This window comes from Microbacterium sp. P5_B6 (assembly GCF_056400345.1).
The window spans coordinates 67881-84353 of record NZ_JBFULL010000012.1; the positions used below are offsets into that span (position 1 = coordinate 67881).

Consider the following 16473-nt stretch of genomic DNA (forward strand, 5'->3'; position numbering starts at 1 on the left):
TCTCCTCACGAAGGTGCCTCCGGTACACTCTCCCCACACACTCGCGCGGCAGCGTCGCGGCGCCCGACGGCTGGGGGCCTGATGGACACGCGACCGGTGGATCCTCTCGACGAGGCGCTGCGAGACCTGGGCATTGCGCCCAAGCCGCCCCTGCCCACGCCGCCCCTGCCCACGGCTAAGCCGCCCCTCCCGGCGGCGGAGCCGCCGGTTCACATCCCGCCGAAGCCGCCGCTTCCGGCGGCCACCGAGGTGCTTCCCTCACCGGGGATCAAACGCGCCGCGCGCATCCTGCTCGCGCTGTACATCGTCGCGCTGACGCTGATCGCGATCTGGCCCGTCCCGGTCGATCGGGGAGCCGGTCCGGCGCTCCGCCTGATCGGCCGGATCATCCCGATCCTCACCTACGCGCGCATCGAGTTCGCCTCGAACATCCTCCTGTTCGTGCCGCTCGGGGTGCTGCTCGCGCTCATCCTCTCGCGCCGCTACCTGGTCGTGCCGATCGCGTTCGTCACGACCGTCGTCATTGAGTCGGTCCAGGGGATCGCGCTCGCCCTGCGCACTCCGAGCGTCATGGATGTCGTCGCCAACGTGACAGGTGCCTGCATCGGCCTGCTTCTCGTGGCGATGTTCGAGTGGTGGCGCCGACCCGGTGACCGGGCCGGCTGACTCCGAGCGGAACCGCTACGGGCGTCCCATGCCGTAGTAGGTCCAGCCCGCAGCGCGCCAGGCTGCGGCGTCGAGGCAGTTGCGTCCGTCCACCACGATGCGACCCTCGGTGAGTGACGCGGCGTGCTCGGGGTCGAGCTCGCGACGGTATTCATCCCACTCCGTGACGACGATCACGGCATCGGCGCCCCGCAGTGCGTCGTCGCGGTCCGCGACGTATGTGAGCTGAGGATGCAGGCGCGACGCGTTCTCGATCGCCGCCGGGTCGGTGAGGGTCACGTCCGCGCCGAGGCCGTGCAGCCGCACCGCGACGTCGAGCCCGGGTGAGTCGCGGATGTCGTCGCTGTGCGGCTTGAACGCCGCCCCGAGCACCGTGATCTTCTTGGTGTAGACCGATCCGCCGAGCGCGTCGACCATGAGCTGGGCCGCGCGGTCGCGGCGGCGCAGGTTGATGGCGTCGACCTCGCGCAGGAAGCTGACGGAATCGCCGCGCCCGAGCTCCTCGGCGCGCGCCGCGAAGGCCCGGATGTCCTTCGGCAGGCAGCCGCCGCCGAAGCCGATCCCCGCTCCCAGGAAGCGGCGTCCGATGCGCGCATCGTGACCGATGGCGTCGGCGAGCTGTGTGACGTCGGCGCCCGTGACCTCGGCGATCTCGGCCATCGCGTTGATGAACGAGATCTTCGTCGCGAGGAACGCATTGGCTGCGACCTTGACCAGCTCGGCGGTCGCATAATCCGTGACGATGAAGGGCGTCCCCTTCGCGACCGCCGGGTGGTAGACCTCGCGCAGGATGCCGGCCGCCCGCTCGCCGTCGTCACCCTCGGGCACGCCCGCCACGAGGCGGTCGGGATCGATCGTGTCCTTCACGGCCCAGCCTTCGCGCAGGAACTCCGGGTTCCAGATGAGCGTCGCGCCCCTCTCCGAGACGCGCGGCGCGAGCCCCGCCGCCGTGCCGACCGGCACGGTCGACTTACCGGCGACGAGGTCGCCCTCGCTCAGATACGGGAGCAGGCCGTCGACGGCCGCATTGACGTAGGTGAGGTCGGCGGCGTAGCCGTCCTTCTGCTGGGGCGTGCCGACGCCCACGAAGTGCACCTTCGCCCCCTTCGCCTCGGCGAGGTCGGTGGTGAAGTGGAGGCGCCCCGACTGGATCCCCTCGGTGAGGATCTCCTGCAGCCCGGGCTCGAAGAACGGCGCGAGGCCCTGCGAGAGCGCGTCGATCTTGCGCTGGTCGACGTCGATTCCGACCACCTCGTGGCCGATCGAGGCCATGGCGGCCGCATGCACCGCGCCCAGGTAGCCGCATCCGATGACTGAAAGGCGCATGGAACTCCTCGAGCTGTGAAACGTGCAGAAAGGAGGCCAGCACCGTCGGCGGCCGGAGCATCCGGGGATTCCGGATACCTCTCTCTACCAGATCCATGTTTCACCCTCGCAACGGGGACCCACCGCAGGCATCGACGCGCTCCGGCCGTGCGCGCCCACCCCCGCTGGACCCGACAGGATAGGCCCCATGAGCTTCCTCCCCGCCGACCTCTACGCGCGCATCGAGCAGTCCATGCCGATCGCGTGCGTCGACTTCATCCCGGTGCGCACTCGTGCCGGCACGCGCGAGATCGGGCTCATCCTGCGAGACTCGCCCTTCGGCCGCGTGTGGTGCCACCTAGGCGGCCGCATCCTGCGGGGAGAGACGATCGCCGGCGCGCTCCAGCGTCATGCACGCGACACCCTCGACACCGGCCTGCGCCTGGAGGCCGACCCGCAGCCCGACGACGTGTATCAATGGTTCCCGCCCGAGATCCGCCCCGCCGACGGTCTGCCGCACGGCAACGACCCGCGCAAGCACGCGATCGGCCTGTCGTTCCTCGTCGAGCTCGACGGCGATCCGTCACCGCGCAACGAGGCTCTCGCCTTCGAATGGATGCCGCCGCACGACCTCCCGCAGCCGCTCTGGCCGGGCACCGACGTCCTGATCGGTCGGCTCGGTCTCATGACGACTCCGGAGGGTTGACGCGGCGCCTCGCACTGCCCCCCAGCAGTCCGCACACCCCCGCACCGTAGGTCACACACCGCGCCTGAATAAAGGCGTGCACGCACCCTTGACGCTCCCGCCTGCTTCCGTCATCCTGACCTCAGGCAGGCCGCCTTCGGTGGGGGAGTTGGCCGCAATTGACCGCCGCGCGACGGTGTCGTCTCGGGGCGTCGTCCTGGAGGATGCCATGGCCGAGCACCAGTTCACGATCAGGCAGGATCCCGCGACAGGCCAGTGGTCGGTCCAGTCCCCGGACGGTGTGCGGCGCACTCCGGAGACGCGCACCCAACAGGAGGCGCTGGATGTCGTGCGCACCCTCACGCCCGCTGGTGCGAAGGGCCGCGTTCGCGTCGTGAGCGCCTCCCCCGGCACGACGCCGAGAATCGTCACCGTCAACGGCGGGGGCACACCGCCGACCGCCGCCGGCCAACCGGAGCCGCTCACCCTGACGGACGCGGCAGCAGGCATCGGCGCCGCCGCCGCGCGCCTGAGGGGCGAGGGCTTCGACCCCGACGGGGACGGTGAGGCCGACGGCGACGACGTGCTCGACGACCTGCTTCAGCGCGGCCCCGACACCCAGAGCAAGCGGGTGTTCACGGCAGCCCGCGGGTGGATGAACGTAGCCATCATGCTTCTCTCCTTCCTCGGGGCGGTGATTGGAGTGCCGCTGATCGCCCCGTGGATAGAGGGCGGCGTCGTCGGTGTCGCGCTCTCTACACTCGCGCTTTCGGGCGGCGCCTTCCTCGCGGGCATGGTGTTCCTCTCGAAGCAGGTCGACATGCAGACCCGCTCGGGCGCGACGTGGGGCGCGGTGATCCTGGCGGGCTCGTTCCTCGTCTCCACCTGGGTCGCCACGGCCCTCGGGCAGCCCGCACCGGACCTCGAGAGTCCCCAGTTCGTGGCGACCATCGAGCGCGCCTTCACTTTTGGGGGTGCGCTCGACTTCCGCATCGTCGCCGCAGCATTGGCCGCCCTCGGGTACATCCTCTTCGGCTCGGCGGAGGTGTACGGCTGGGGCGGAGCGTTCTTGTCCATCGTGTGCGGCCTGCTGATCGCGTGGCGCGCCGTCGATCTCTGGGCGGGCGTGAAAGGGGTGCCGACTTCATGAGTCTCAGCGCGAGCGATGAGAATGCCACGGCGCCGAAGCAGGGCCTCGGCTGGGAGCGGTCGAGCGGTGACCCCGCCGGGACCGGCATCTGCCTCTCGGGTGGCGGCATCCGTGCGGCGATGTTCAGCCTCGGGGTGCTGCAGGTGCTTCAGGGGGAGCGCGGCCTGATGTTCGGATCACGCGCCGCGCAATTCGTGTCGGCCGTCTCGGGGGGCTCCTACATCGGCTCCGCCTACGTGAGCAACGGCGCCGCGCTCATCGCCCAAGGACGAAAGCCGAAGGACACGATCCCGCCTTTCGCGATGGGCACTCCCGAGGAGCGACACGTCCTCGCCCGCGGGAAGTACCTCCTCACCCCGTTGCCCACGCGCGTCGTCCAGCTGATCGCCGGGGTGCTCGCAGGACCGCTCGCACTGGCCGCCGTGCTCATCTGGACGGGGTTCATCCTCGCCGACCTTGCGCTCGTCGTGGTCTGGCTCTCCATCGGAATGGGCCTGCCCCTGTGGTTCGACGGCTGGCCGTGGTGGGCAACCGTACCGGTTGGCGCGGCTGCGACGATCACGGTGGGTCGACAGCTCTTCCAGCCACGTACGGCGACCACCGTGGTGATGAGTCTCGTCGCGCTCGCGGTGATGCTCGTGGCGCTGCCCGCCGCGGTGGTGTCGCTCGCCGCGCTCGGCTGGACCAGCACGGCCGGCGGCTGGATCTGGCTGATCCTGCTCGCCTCCGTCCTGGTTGCGGCATCCGCCGTCGTCACCTCCGTGGCCTCCCGCAAGAAGATCGAGTCGCCGCTGTTCGGGATGCTGGAGCGCATCGCGGTCGCCGCGCTCATGCTCATCGTGGTCGGCGCGGCGATGATGTTCATGGTGCCGTTCGTGGCGGAGGTCCTGCTGACGCCGGACTCTTACATGCCGTCGTCTGCAGCGGTGTGGTGGATGGTGGCCGGCCTCGTCGCCCCGTTCCCGGTCGCGTGGCTGCTTCGGAGGGTCGCGCTCCACCAGTTCTACCGGGAGGGGCTCCGCAACTCCTTCGGCGTCTTGCGCAATGGCGGTGAAGCCGATGTGCCCGACCAGCCGCGCCTGTTCTCCGACCTGGACGTGGGGCCCGCCGTGCCCCGCCTCCTCATCAGCGCGACGGCCAACGGCCACAGCGGCCGGCACGCCTTCGACGGCTTCGTCTTCTCGCACGATCGGTGCGGCATCCCGAACACCGACATGTGGCACGCGACTCGAAAGCTCGAGCTCGCTCGCACGGACGGATATCTCTTCGCGGCCCCGGAGAGCGTGGTCACCCTGCCCACGAGCGTCGCCGCGACCGGTGCTGCCCTGAGCGCGAGCATGGGCCGGTACTCCAAGCCGAGTGCGCGCATGCTGTTCGCGCTCTTCAACATCCGCATCGGTCGCACAATCCCGAGCGTGGGGCGGGAGGACCGGCGCACGGCAGTCGCGAGACTGGAGTCACCGGGTCGAGTGCGCACGCGCACGGCCCTGCTTCCCGGACTCGACGATCTCGTCGCCGAGATGCTCGGAGTGCAGGGCCCGAACATGTACGTGAGCGACGGCGGCCACTACGACAACCTCGGACTCATCACCCTGCTGCACGCGAGATGCGAGACCATCTGGTGCGTCGATGCCAGCCCCAAGCCAGCAGGCGACTGTCCTGACCTCAAGCGAGCCATCGAGCTCGCCACGGAACTCGACATCAGGATCGACCTCGACACGAGCGCCTTCGGCACGACCACGCCCGGCGTGTTCCCCAGGACTCACACCAAGGGCACGGTGCACTACCAGGACGGCAAGACCGCCGATCTGCACGTCATCAAGCTCGGCCTGCACCCCGCCAATCTCGGGGAGTTCGAGTCCTACCGGCAGACCGACCGGAAGTTCCCTCACCACCCCACGGGCGACCAGCTCTACCCCGCCGCGCGAATGAAGATGTACCGCGACCTGGGCCGCGATAATGCGAAAAGGTGCCTCGACGAGATCGCCTCGAACCAGACCTCGACCGCAGCGCCAGGCAATCCCCAGCCCATCAACCCCGAACCCCCCAAACCTCATGCCGCCCGGTAGTCGCCCACCCACCAGTCCGCGACGTCGGCCATCTCCTCGCCGACCGCGATGTGCTGCGGGTCGGCGCGATACGCCGCGAAAGTGGCCTCGTCGGCGAACGTCGAGTCGAGCACGATGACGCGCCCCTTGCGGCCGTCGAGCGAGCGCTCGACGCGCAGCGACTCCACCATCGCCAGCTCCGAGAGGCTCTCGAGGCTTGCGATGGCGGAGTCGACAGCATCCGGTGTCACCCCGTCGCAGACGCGGAAGAGCACGATGTGCCGAAAGCCCATGCGCTACTGGCGGAGGGCGCCGACGTTGTCGCGGTACCAGGCGACCGTGCGCTCCAGGCCCTCCTCGAGGGTGATGCGCGAGCGCCAGCCCGCCTCGGCGAGCTTCGACACATCGAGGAGCTTCTGCGGCGTGCCGTCGGGCTTGGTGGTGTCCCACTCGGTCTCACCCGCGAAGCCCACCACGTCCCCGATCGTCTCGGCGATCTCGCGGATCGTCACGTCGGTGCCCGTGCCCACGTTCACCTGCTCGGGCCCGTCGTAGTGCTCGAGCAGGTGCAGCACGGCGTCGGCCATGTCGTCGGCGTGCAGGAACTCCCGCCGCGGCGTGCCGGTGCCCCAGTTGGTCACGGTGGTCGCACCCGAGGAGGCCGCCTCGTCGTACCGGCGGATGAGCGCCGGAAGCACGTGCGACCCCTTCGGCGAGAAGTTGTCGTTCGGACCGTAGAGGTTGGTCGGCATCGCCGAGATCCACGGCAGCCCGTACTGGCGGCGCACCGCCTGGGTGTGCAGGATGCCGGCGATCTTCGCGATCGCGTACGCATCGTTCGTCGGCTCGAGGTGCCCGGTGAGCAGGGAGTCCTCCTGGATCGGCTGCTCGGCGAACTTCGGGTAGATGCACGACGACCCGAGGAACGCCACGCGCTCCACGCCGACGGCGAGCGCGGCATCCAGCACGTTCACCTGGATGCGCATGTTGTCGCTCAGGAAGTCGACCGGATAGGTGCTGTTGGCGAGGATCCCGCCGACCTTCGCGGCGGCGAGCACGACATAGCGCGGCTTCGCCTCAGCGAGGTAGGCGAAGACGGCATCGCGGTCTTTGAGGTCGAGCTCTGCCGACGTCTTGCCGACGACGTTCTCGAATCCGGATGCCTCGAGCTTGCGCACGATCGCCGAGCCCACGAGTCCGCGGTGCCCCGCGACGTAGAAGGTGGCGTCGCGGTCGAGCTCGCCGGGGGAGTAGTCCACTCCGTCGGATGCCGTCATGCCGCGACCGACCACGACTGCAGCGCGACCGAATCGATCCACGGCCGGCCCTCGTGCTCCAGCGCCGTGACGTCGGCGTCGACCATGATCTTCGCGAGCGCGAGCCCGTCGATCGAGGCCACCCAGCCGAGCTCTTCGCGGGCCTTGGTGGGGTCGCCGACCAGCGCGTCGACCTCGGTGGGCCGCAGGTACCGCTCGTCGAACTTCACGTACTTCTGCCATTCGAGCCCCACGTGCCCGAACGAGGTCTCGAGGAAGTCCTTGATCGTGTAGCCGACGCCGGTGGCGAGCACGTAGTCGTCGGGGGTGTCGGCCTGCAGCATCCGCCACATGCCCTCGACGTATTCGGCGGCGTAGCCCCAGTCACGGATCGACTCGAGGTTGCCGAGGTAGAGCTCCTTCTGCTCGCCGGCGGCGATGCGCGCGACGGCTCGCGTGATCTTGCGGGTGACGAAGGTCTCGCCGCGACGGGGCGACTCGTGGTTGAAGAGGATGCCGTTCACGGCGAAGAGGCCGTAGGCCTCGCGATAGTTCTTCGTGATCCAGTAGCTGTACAGCTTCGCTGCGGCGTAAGGCGAGCGCGGGTAGAACGGCGTCGTCTCGCTCTGCGGGGGCGGGGTCGCGCCGTAGAGCTCCGACGACGAGGCCTGGTAGAACCGGGTCTCGATGCCCGAGAGCCGCACGGCCTCGAGCAGGCGGATCGACCCCGTACCGGTGGTGTCGGCGGTGTGCTCGGGCTCGTCGAACGACACGCGCACGTGCGACTGCGCGGCGAGGTTGTAGACCTCGTCCGGGTTGATCTCGGCCATGAGCGTGACGAGGCGTGCCCCGTCGCTCAGGTCGCCGTAGTGCAGGAAGAGCTTCGCCGACGGGTCGTGCGGGTCGACGTAGAGGTGGTCGATCCGAGCCGTGTTGAACGTCGAGGCACGGCGGATGAGTCCGTGCACCTCGTAGCCCTTCGCGAGGAGCAGCTCAGCGAGGTATGAGCCGTCCTGTCCAGTGATTCCGGTGATGAGTGCGCGCTTGGTCAAGGCCGTGCTCCGTTTCTGTCGTGCTCATGTGGTCAGCGTGTCCTGCACGCCTGTGGCGACGCGGTCATCACTGGTGATGAGTCGCGTCAACATTTCGGTGAAAACGTCGATTGCGGACTCTTCATCGAGCACGGTGGAACGGTAGAGACGGCCGTTGGCGCCCAGGCGCCGTGAGCCGTCGGGATCAGCTGCGAGCGCACTCGCAGCGTCGAGCAGTGCCGCCGGGTCGCCGGCGGGGACGACCACTCCGGCGTCGGCACTGCGGATCTCGTCGGCCGTGATCCCGGTGACGTCGGTTGCGGCGACGACGGGGCGACCAGCAGAGAAGTAGGAGGTGAGCTTGGACGGGACGGCCATCTCTGACACGCCCGGCCGTTCGTTCACGAGCAGGCAGTCGGTGCTCGCGAGGGCGGCGGCGAAGTCAGCATCGTTGAGCGGCGAGAGAAACTGGAGGGTCGGGATGCCGGTGCCGGCGTCCTTGAGACGCGCGAGGTCGGATCCCGCGCCGAGCAGCACGAAGCGAACGCGCTCGCCGCGTTCGGCCGCGAGCCGCGCCGCGTCGATCACGTTGTCGAGCCCCTGCTTGATGCCCATGTTGCCCGCGTGCAGCACCACGGTCTCGTCGTCGGCCCATCCGAACTGCGAGCGGGTGGCGGCGACATCCACTTCGGGTGCGGGCGAGAGGTGCGTCCAGTTGCGCACGACCTCGATGCGATCGCGCGGGATGCCGAAGTCCTCACTCACCCGCGTGGCGAAGCGGTCGTGGATCACGACGACGCGATCGGCGCTGCGCAGCAGCCATCCCTCGATGAGCGCCATGATCCTGACGGTCAGGCCCTTCGCCTGCCCGGTCTCCGACAGGCCGAGCGTGTAGAGGTCCTGCACCCATACGACGAACGGAGTGTCGCGGTGGCTGATGCGGGCCTTGAGCGCCGCGAGCGCCGACGAGATGAGGGCGGGAGAGACCGCGACGATCGCGTCGGCATCCTTCCACCGGCGCCCACCCAGACGCGCCCCGAAGCTGAGCTCCGATGCGACTCGGCGGAGTCCCTTCGGCGTGCGCGGCACGTAGTGGCGAAGGCGTGTGACGTCGACTCCGTCCAGATGTTCGCTACGCGACCACTGTCCGTAACCTGCGTTTATTCTCCAGTCCGGATAATGGGGATGCGCCGTCAAGACGCGGGTGATGAAGCCTCGGCGAGCTAGGCCCCGAGCCATCGAACCCGTGTACGGCGATATGCCAGTCGGCTCCGGGGGGTAGTTCAACCCGAGGAGCAGAACCTTCTGTGAGCGGCGAGGCATGGGTCCGAGGCTAGCGTCACTGCCGTTTCGGTCTGGTTACGGGAAAGGGAAGCGTTGTGACAGAAGTGCCGGTGATCGACCTCTCGAAAGCCCCCGGTGAGCGCACTGCCTGGGATCGCCCGACCTACGTCGTGTACCTCTGGGCGATCTGCGAATTGCTGTTTGTGACGAATTCCTGGCAGATCAGCTCGTCGCTTCGCGTAAAGGTTCTGCGCGCTTTCGGCGCGGAAATCGGCGAGAGCGTGGTGTTTCGCCCGCGCACCCGAGTGAAGTTTCCGTGGAAGCTGCACATCGGCGACCGGTCGTGGATCGGCGAGGGAGTGTGGTTTCATAACCAAGACCACATCTATATCGCCAACGACGTCGTCATCTCACAGGAGACGTTCTTGACGACAGGTTCGCACGCACACCGCCGAGACATGGCGCTCATCACCCGCCCGATCCACATCGAGGCCGGCGCCTGGATCACGTCCCGCTGCGTCGTGCTCGGCGGCACCCGCGTGGGGCGGTCGGCGCTTGTTCGTCCACTCACCCTTCTCGATGGCGGAGAGATCCCCGTCGGTGAGATCTGGGGTGGCAACCCGGCTGCCTACGTGGCCGAACGATTCTCAGGAGCAGCAGCATGACGCGCATCTCGAAGATCTCCGTGATCGTGCTGACGAAGAACGAGGAAGCCGGGCTCGGCAACACGCTCGAGAAGCTCAAGAACTTCGACGATGTCATCGTCGTCGACTCGCTCAGCGAGGATCGCACGGTCGAGATCGCTCGGGCGCACKGCGCCCGCGTCGTGGACTTTGCCTGGAACGGCGAGTACCCCAAGAAAAAGCAGTGGGCGCTCGAGAATGCGGGCGTCGTGAACAAGTGGGTGCTGCTTTTGGATGCCGATGAGTTTCCCTCGGTGTCTCTCGTGAAAGAACTCGTGGACCTTCAGTCGACGCTCGAGACCACTGATTTCGGGGCATACGACATCAACCTGCTCTATCGGTTCGCCGGCAAGTACCTCCGGTACGGACATGTCGTCACGAAGCGCTCCCTGCTGCACGTCGAGCGTGCGAGCTTCCCGGTGATCGATGACCTGAACGCGCCTGGCATCCGCGAGGTCGAGGGTCACTACCAGCCCGAGTCGATTGCCCCGCTTGGCAAGCTGAAGAACCGCATCGTGCACGACGACCGCGATCCTGTCTCGAGCTGGTTCGCACGCCACAACCGCTACTCGGACTGGGAAGCGCACCTGCGCATGAACGAGGAGCTGCGCAAAGACATCGCGAGCAAGCGCACGCTTAAGGGCAAGATCTTCGACACCGTGCCGTTCAAGCCCGCCCTATTCTTCGGGTACGCGTACGTCGCCCGCGCCGGCTTCCTCGACGGACGCGCCGGCTTCGATTACGCGACTGCCCTTTCCACGTACTACTGGCAGATTGGCGTCAAGACCCGGGAGCTTGTGCGCGAGACAGCGGACGCTTCGTGARTCGCTCGCTGTCGATCGGTGTGATCGGTGGAGGCACCGTTGCGCTGTACGTGGCGGCCAAGCTCGCCAAGTCCGCCTCAGTCACGGTCTTTGAGGCAGACGCGGGCAGTTCCGCTCTGGACCTTCTGCTGGGCGCGGATCGTGTGCTCGGTTCACACGCCGGAAGTACCGATGCGTGGATGTCGGCATGGGGCGGGACAAGCAAGATCTGGGGAGGTCAGCTGCTCCCTTGGGAGCGCTGGGAGTTCGATGGGCTCACGGGCGCTCCTTGGCCGCTGAGCTACGAAGAGCTGCTCCCCCACTACGAGGCGGTCCGCACGAACTTGGGGCTTCCTTCACTGCATCGATTGATTCATGAGGACAGCGCAAACGAAGCGGAGGTCCTCAGCTCCGACGAGAACTTCACCGTGCGGCGCTCGACGTGGATGACCAGGAAGCAACGTGATTTCACGAGGAACGCATCTCTGTCACGAGAGCTAGCCACGGTTCGCACAAAACGCGGTGCCACCGTCGACCGCTTCGAGCCATACGGCGACCAGTTCCGGATTCACTATCAGGATCGCGCTTCTAGCCAGTGGTTCGTCGACGTCGTCGATCGGGTTGTGATTGCGGCGGGCACTCTGGGGAATGTCCGCGTTCTGGCGAAGTCTCTGCCAACGGGTTCGAGCGAAGTCCTAGGGCGGGGATTCATGGACCACGTCTCTGCCCGAGTCGGCCAATTTCAGGTCTCCGACTGGGACCGATTCCGTCAGGCGTTCGCGCACCGCCGTCGTGGGAATGTAAGAAGCACCTTCAAACTCGTGGCCACTCCGCAGCTGATTCGTCGGGAGTCGGTTCTTCCCGCCTATGCCCACTGGGAGTTCGATGTGCAGCAGTCCGCGCTTCGGCAGCTCGCGCGCGGCAAGGTGAAGCAACAGACCATCCGTTATGCGCCTCGAGAGCTAGTAGAAGTGGGGGGCGCGGCTGCACATGCCGTGCGGCAGCGGCAACGTCTCCTTCCGAAGTTCGCGACGCCCTACTTGCGAGTTGACGTCGAGCAGGCGCCCGATGTCACTCGCTCGATCGCCTGGCGCTCGAACAGCGGCGAGGGCCATATGGAAGTCCAGTGGGATGTCAATGATGCTGAGCGAGCGTCGATCGCGCGGGTCGGGGTGCTCGCGTCGGAGCGGATTCTCGGCGCCAACTGTGGGGTGACTCACGCGGAGCCGGTTGAGAGCCGTGACTTCGTAGACACAAAACACATGATGGGGGGCGCCCGAATGGGGCGCAGCGCGGCCGACTCCGTGGTGGATCCGCAGTGCCAGATTCATGGCATGAGCGGCGCCTGGGTTGCGGGCGCTTCCGTCTTCCCTTCCGGCGGCGTCGCAAATCCTACGTTCACGGCCCTCGCGCTAGCAGACCGAATGGCGGGGCGAATTGACTGAGTCCCTCCTCGATCGGCTGGGCGTCGGCATGGCCACGGTCATGCGTGAGCCGGACGCGGCGCGCCGCGAACACCTTCTGGACGTCGCGTACGAACTGGGGTTTCGATACTTCGATACGGCGCCGATCTACGGCTTCGGCACAGCTGAGGCTGAGATAGGCAAGCTCGTCGAGCGTGGGGCAACGGGTCTACAGGTGGCCACGAAGTTCGGCCGGGATGTGACTCGCGGTGGGTCGCTTATCCGCAAAGTTCAGCAGCCGGCGCGTCGCCTCGTGAAGGCCCTTCCGGGCGTGCGGAGTGTCTTTCGCAGAACAAGCGGTGGAGTGCGCTCCGCCGAGGCGCCGAGCCTTGAGGAATTCCTGCGGAATCTCGATTCAAGTCTCACCGCGCTGCGTTTGGAATCGGTGGACGCCTACCTCGCGCATGAGATCGCGTGGAGCGACGGATGGACCAGGCTGTGGGAGCAACTCCATTCGGTCAACCTCCCTGTTGGCTCGATCGGCCTCGCAGGTTCGTACGACCTGCTTGAGTCGTATCCGAAGGCCGTCGTGAGTACGTCAGAGGTGATGCAGCTCCCGCTGGCGGATGCAGCGCTCGATGGTGATGCGGACGTGCTTTACGCGGCCGTGTCAACTCTAAGAGCAAAGTTCACGGCACGAATCGCGGCCCGGCCGGATCTGCTTGAGCATTGGGGAGTCYCCGTTGACACCGAGGACCATTCGGTCACCTGCCTAATGGTCGCCGCGGCGCTGAGGAGAGTCCCGCAAGCTCGCATTCTCGTCGGCACAACGTCCGTGTCACACCTCAACACCCTCGCGGCCGAGGTGCCCGAGTGGACCGAGTCGAAGTCTGTGGATTGGAATGCCGTGGACGCGGATCTGTTTGGACAGGAAGCAGGAGCCAGCGCATGAAGGTCGTCCAGGTAATCTCCGTAGTCGCCACGAAGTATGGCGGGCCATCCACAGGGAGCGTCGAGCTGAACAAGCAGCTCAACCACCGCGGAGTCGATGCCATCCTCCTTACGTCTCGCCTCAATGGATCGGAGGCGCAACTGACAGATGACGACGTGCGGGGATTGAGCCAAGGTGGAGCTCGCATCCAGGCCTATAGCGCAAGCGCCCCCCGCCGCCTGCAAAACAGCTGGAGACTACTTCGTGCCATCGACCGCGAGGTTCGTGATGCCGACCTCGTCCACATGCACGGACAGTACTTGATCCCACATGCGGCGGCATATCTCGCGGCGCGCAGGTGGAAGGTTCCGTACGGGGTGCAGCCGCACGGCGGGCTTGAGCCATACCAGCGGGCCCAGTCGCGGACGCAGAAGGCGATATATGGATGGCTAATCGGCCGGCGCATTCTCCAAAACKCCCGGTACATCCAGTTCGCCTCCGAGTCTGAGGCGCGGAACGCGTCCGATGTTATTCGCACTGATCAGGTGCGGATTGCGCCCCTTGGAGCGACGCTGACTACGGCGAGGTCGATCCCGTCTGTAGATGAGTGGCTCGAAGGAACGCCCAGAGCTTCCGCCTACTTGTTCCTGGGCCGGCTTGCCAGGAAGAAACGGCCAGACATCCTTTTGAAAGCATGGGCAGAGAGTCAGATTGGGCATTCGGGCGCCCGTCTCGTGATTGCCGGTCCGGACGACGAGTTCACTGTGAGCGAGCTCCGCGAGCTGGCGACAGACCTGGGAGTTGGGGACCAGGTAATGTTCACCGGTCGCGTTGACGCGCACGAGCGCTCATGGCTCTACGGCCGTTCAGGGGTGTTCGTGCTTCCGTCAGAGAACGAGAATTTCGCCCTTACGGTAGCGGAGGCGATGCTTGCCGGTTGCTCCTCTCTCGTCACTCGCCAGGTCGCTGCCTCCCAATACGTGGAGGCGAGTGACGGCGGAGTTGTGATTGATTCCGTAGACAAGTTGCCGGGCGCGCTCATCGAGGCGATGGCGAACAGTGATGCCGCCGGCGCCCAGGGTGGTCGCGCCCAACGGTACGCGTCCGAGCACCTCACGTGGGGCGCCCTCGCGGACTCGCTCGTATCAGGAGCGAGCGAACCGGCGGTATGAGCCAGGTGATGCTGAAATCCATGGTCGCGTCCGCTGGTGCGCGCATGGCAGTCCTTCCGATCACAGCTGTCGCGTCGGCATTGACGACCTACTTGATCGTCGGCTACGCGGGCGCTGAGATGTTCGGCTACGTGAGTTTGATAGCCACGCTGTTTCTATTGCTTCCGTTCGCGGACCTCGGCCTTGGTGCTGCAATCGTCAATCGAGTGGCCGGGTCTTCCACAGACCCGGATGTAGACGGCGCTCGCGCACTCACACGGTCGGCCTTTATCGCCCTGGTCTTTTCGGCCAGTGGACTTATCTTGCTTGCTCTGGCCGCGGCCGCGACCGGCGCTCTCGCCCGATTCCTTGGCCTGGGCGAGCTCGATGCGGCGTCGACCAACATTGCGGTGTTCACAGCGATCGCGCCATTCGCAATCTCCTTGCCGTTCGGAGTCGGGCAGCGCGTTCTTCTCGGACTCCGTAAGAATCATCTTGTCAACATCTACTCGGCGACGGCCCCCGTCACGACGGTGGCGCTGACTTGGCTCATGATCCAGGCGGATGTCCCGCCGCTMCTTCTGGCGACTGCTTCGTCACTCGGTGTGCTCGCTTCGTCGGTAGTCGCGTTCGTTGTGTCTCTGCGAGTCAGCGGGTGGGGTGGGCGATTCTTCCGGCGTCCCGCTCAAGCAACTTCGCGCCGGGAGCTGTGGAGCGCCGCGGCTCCGATGATAGTCATCGCGATTGCCGTTCCCGTCGGACAACAGAGCGGTCGGCTCATCATTTCTCGGCTTGGTACCGCGACAGAACTCGCAGAATATGCGGTGGCCTTTCAGTTCTATCTTCCGACACTGTCGGTTGCCGCGACTGCTGGAGTCGCTCTTTGGCCAATCTTTGCGGGGACCCGTGCGAACAACCGAAAGCCGCTGATTCGCGCTCTCGGCATAATGGCAGCGTTGGGAACGGTTCTCGGGCTAGGCTACGGGATCTTGATCCGTCCGATCGCCAGCATAGTGACGCACAGTGAAGTGACTGTCGACCCTTCTATGGCTTGGGTGCTCGCCCTTCAACTGCTGATCATGTCGGTGCACCAGGCGGCCGCCACTCTTCTAACCACGCCGCGCATGCTGGGCTTCCAGGCGGCTTGCGCCGTTGCGATGGCCGGACTATCGATCATCTTTGGGGTATTGCTAGTTCCAGAGTTGGGTGGCACAGGAGTTGCATTGGGTGCGGTGATCGGTCTTGTGCTCGGCCAGGTGGTGCCGGGCCTGATCGCTTCGTGGAGGGTCACAAGGCATGAGAAATAGCACCGTACGAATCTCAATCTATAATCCAAATGTTACAAATCCATACGCGGTCGAAGTTGCAAACCTGCTGGCGACAAAGACGAACAAAGTAACTCTCTGGAATGCGCGATCTAACACTTCAGTCCTCCCGCCTAACGTGCATGCTCGTCCAGTTTTGGCAGCTGAAAAGGGATCGCAGGCACCGATCTCTCGCGCTCTGGCTCGCGTGATGGGCCCCCTACATGTTGCGCTGTCCGCTGGACGACGAGACGTGCTCATAGTGGCATGGATTAAGGATCCCTGGGACGCGTTCGTAATGACGGCGCGGGCAGCGCTCGTCGGGCGCACGCTAGTGGTTCACCATAATCCACCMCAAATCCGTGGCGAGAGTCGGATAGCGAGGCAGGAGCGGTCGCTTTTGCGGGTTGCGTATCCAATTGTTCATACGCAGCGATTGCGTGAGGTAGTAGCACTCGAGTACCCGTCAGTTAAGGTGGCTGGGCATCCTCCTTATGCCAACACGATCGCCCACAGTTTCGTTGGATCTCCCACGAAATCAAGCGCGTACGCCTTCGTGGGAAAGCTTCGCCCCGACAAAGGCGCCGATCTGCTGACGAAGATTGCGGCGAGCACCTCATCCAGCTGGACTATCAGGTTCATCGGAGCCGGTGAGGTTCCCGCGGAACTCTCCGACGCGCTAGTCGCGCTGGGTGTGTCGATTGAGAATCGACCCGAGGACTACAGGCCTGATGACGCCACGTTGGTACGCTCACTCTCAGAATGTTGCGCGC

At 66.0% G+C, this 16473-nt stretch carries 15 protein-coding genes; 10 read left to right on the top strand and 5 right to left on the bottom strand.

What is annotated here, in order from left to right:
* Positions 1-81: 81 nt before the first annotated feature.
* Complete coding sequence (locus AC1DP3_RS14950) at positions 82-666, top strand: VanZ family protein (RefSeq protein WP_477294610.1); 585 nt, start codon at positions 82-84, stop codon at positions 664-666.
* A 15-nt stretch (positions 667-681) separates the two neighbouring features.
* Here AC1DP3_RS14950 and AC1DP3_RS14955 read toward each other — a convergent pair whose 3' ends face one another.
* A complete protein-coding gene (locus tag AC1DP3_RS14955; RefSeq protein ID WP_477294611.1) occupies positions 682-1992 on the bottom strand; it encodes a UDP-glucose dehydrogenase family protein in 1311 nt (436 codons plus the stop codon).
* A 187-nt stretch (positions 1993-2179) separates the two neighbouring features.
* Between AC1DP3_RS14955 and AC1DP3_RS14960 the strand changes: the two genes are divergently transcribed.
* The 3 genes from AC1DP3_RS14960 (at position 2180) to AC1DP3_RS14970 (ending at position 5875) form a co-directional block, all read left to right on the top strand.
* Positions 2180-2677 carry a DUF4916 domain-containing protein gene (locus AC1DP3_RS14960; RefSeq protein ID WP_477294613.1) on the top strand — a complete coding sequence of 166 codons (498 nt, stop codon included), beginning with the start codon at positions 2180-2182 and terminating at the stop codon, positions 2675-2677.
* A gap of 208 nt (positions 2678-2885) precedes the next feature.
* Complete coding sequence (locus AC1DP3_RS14965) at positions 2886-3806, top strand: hypothetical protein (RefSeq protein WP_477294615.1); 921 nt, start codon at positions 2886-2888, stop codon at positions 3804-3806.
* Entirely contained in the window at positions 3803-5875 is a 2073-nt protein-coding gene (locus AC1DP3_RS14970) for a hypothetical protein (RefSeq protein WP_477294617.1), read from the top strand. Before AC1DP3_RS14965 ends, AC1DP3_RS14970 begins: the two co-directional genes overlap by 4 nt.
* On the opposite strand, the gene AC1DP3_RS14975 is transcribed toward AC1DP3_RS14970, so the two are convergent.
* The 4 genes from AC1DP3_RS14975 to AC1DP3_RS14990 are packed head-to-tail and all read right to left on the bottom strand — an operon-like array spanning position 5860 to position 9464.
* Positions 5860-6147 carry a Dabb family protein gene (locus AC1DP3_RS14975; protein ID WP_477294619.1) on the bottom strand — a complete coding sequence of 96 codons (288 nt, stop codon included), beginning with the start codon at positions 6145-6147 and terminating at the stop codon, positions 5860-5862. The two genes, AC1DP3_RS14970 and AC1DP3_RS14975, sit on opposite strands and share 16 nt — an antisense overlap.
* 3 nt (positions 6148-6150) lie before the next feature.
* A complete protein-coding gene (locus AC1DP3_RS14980; protein ID WP_477294621.1) occupies positions 6151-7131 on the bottom strand; it encodes a GDP-L-fucose synthase family protein in 981 nt (326 codons plus the stop codon).
* A complete protein-coding gene (gmd, locus tag AC1DP3_RS14985) occupies positions 7128-8162 on the bottom strand; it encodes a GDP-mannose 4,6-dehydratase (protein WP_477294623.1) in 1035 nt (344 codons plus the stop codon). The genes AC1DP3_RS14980 and gmd overlap by 4 nt, the downstream gene beginning before the upstream one ends.
* 24 nt (positions 8163-8186) lie before the next feature.
* Positions 8187-9464 carry a glycosyltransferase gene (locus AC1DP3_RS14990; protein WP_477294625.1) on the bottom strand — a complete coding sequence of 426 codons (1278 nt, stop codon included), beginning with the start codon at positions 9462-9464 and terminating at the stop codon, positions 8187-8189.
* Positions 9465-9520: 56 nt separating this feature from the next.
* Here AC1DP3_RS14990 and AC1DP3_RS14995 point away from each other — a divergent pair, with 56 nt between their 5' ends.
* The 6 genes from AC1DP3_RS14995 to AC1DP3_RS15020 are packed head-to-tail and all read left to right on the top strand — an operon-like array spanning position 9521 to position 15703.
* A complete protein-coding gene (locus AC1DP3_RS14995; protein ID WP_477294627.1) occupies positions 9521-10090 on the top strand; it encodes an LbetaH domain-containing protein in 570 nt (189 codons plus the stop codon).
* Entirely contained in the window at positions 10087-10932 is an 846-nt protein-coding gene (locus tag AC1DP3_RS15000) for a glycosyltransferase family 2 protein (protein WP_477294629.1), read from the top strand. Before AC1DP3_RS14995 ends, AC1DP3_RS15000 begins: the two co-directional genes overlap by 4 nt.
* A complete protein-coding gene (locus AC1DP3_RS15005) occupies positions 10929-12356 on the top strand; it encodes a GMC oxidoreductase (RefSeq protein ID WP_477294631.1) in 1428 nt (475 codons plus the stop codon). The genes AC1DP3_RS15000 and AC1DP3_RS15005 overlap by 4 nt, the downstream gene beginning before the upstream one ends.
* A gap of 28 nt (positions 12357-12384) precedes the next feature.
* The gene (locus AC1DP3_RS15010; protein WP_477294633.1) at positions 12385-13266 is read left to right on the top strand and encodes an aldo/keto reductase; all 882 of its coding nucleotides are present in this window, start codon (positions 12385-12387) and stop codon (positions 13264-13266) included.
* On the top strand, positions 13263-14417 hold the full coding sequence (locus tag AC1DP3_RS15015; protein ID WP_477294635.1) for a glycosyltransferase: 1155 nt from the start codon (positions 13263-13265) through the stop codon (positions 14415-14417). The genes AC1DP3_RS15010 and AC1DP3_RS15015 overlap by 4 nt, the downstream gene beginning before the upstream one ends.
* Before the next feature lie 8 nt (positions 14418-14425).
* Positions 14426-15703, top strand: a complete 1278-nt coding sequence (locus tag AC1DP3_RS15020) for an MATE family efflux transporter (protein ID WP_477294637.1) — start codon at positions 14426-14428, stop codon at positions 15701-15703.
* The last annotated feature ends 770 nt before the right edge of the window (positions 15704-16473 follow it).

Bases quoted from the DNA above. Each gene is read 5' to 3' on its own strand.
- AC1DP3_RS14950 (WP_477294610.1), top strand. From the start codon at position 82: ATGGACACGCGACCGGTGGATCCTCTCGACGAGGCGCTGCGAGACCTG.
- AC1DP3_RS14955 (WP_477294611.1), bottom strand. From the start codon at position 1,992: ATGCGCCTTTCAGTCATCGGATGCGGCTACCTGGGCGCGGTGCATGCG.
- AC1DP3_RS14960 (WP_477294613.1), top strand. From the start codon at position 2,180: ATGAGCTTCCTCCCCGCCGACCTCTACGCGCGCATCGAGCAGTCCATG.
- AC1DP3_RS14965 (WP_477294615.1), top strand. From the start codon at position 2,886: ATGGCCGAGCACCAGTTCACGATCAGGCAGGATCCCGCGACAGGCCAG.
- AC1DP3_RS14970 (WP_477294617.1), top strand. From the start codon at position 3,803: ATGAGTCTCAGCGCGAGCGATGAGAATGCCACGGCGCCGAAGCAGGGC.
- AC1DP3_RS14975 (WP_477294619.1), bottom strand. From the start codon at position 6,147: ATGGGCTTTCGGCACATCGTGCTCTTCCGCGTCTGCGACGGGGTGACA.
- AC1DP3_RS14980 (WP_477294621.1), bottom strand. From the start codon at position 7,131: ATGACGGCATCCGACGGAGTGGACTACTCCCCCGGCGAGCTCGACCGC.
- AC1DP3_RS14990 (WP_477294625.1), bottom strand. From the start codon at position 9,464: ATGCCTCGCCGCTCACAGAAGGTTCTGCTCCTCGGGTTGAACTACCCC.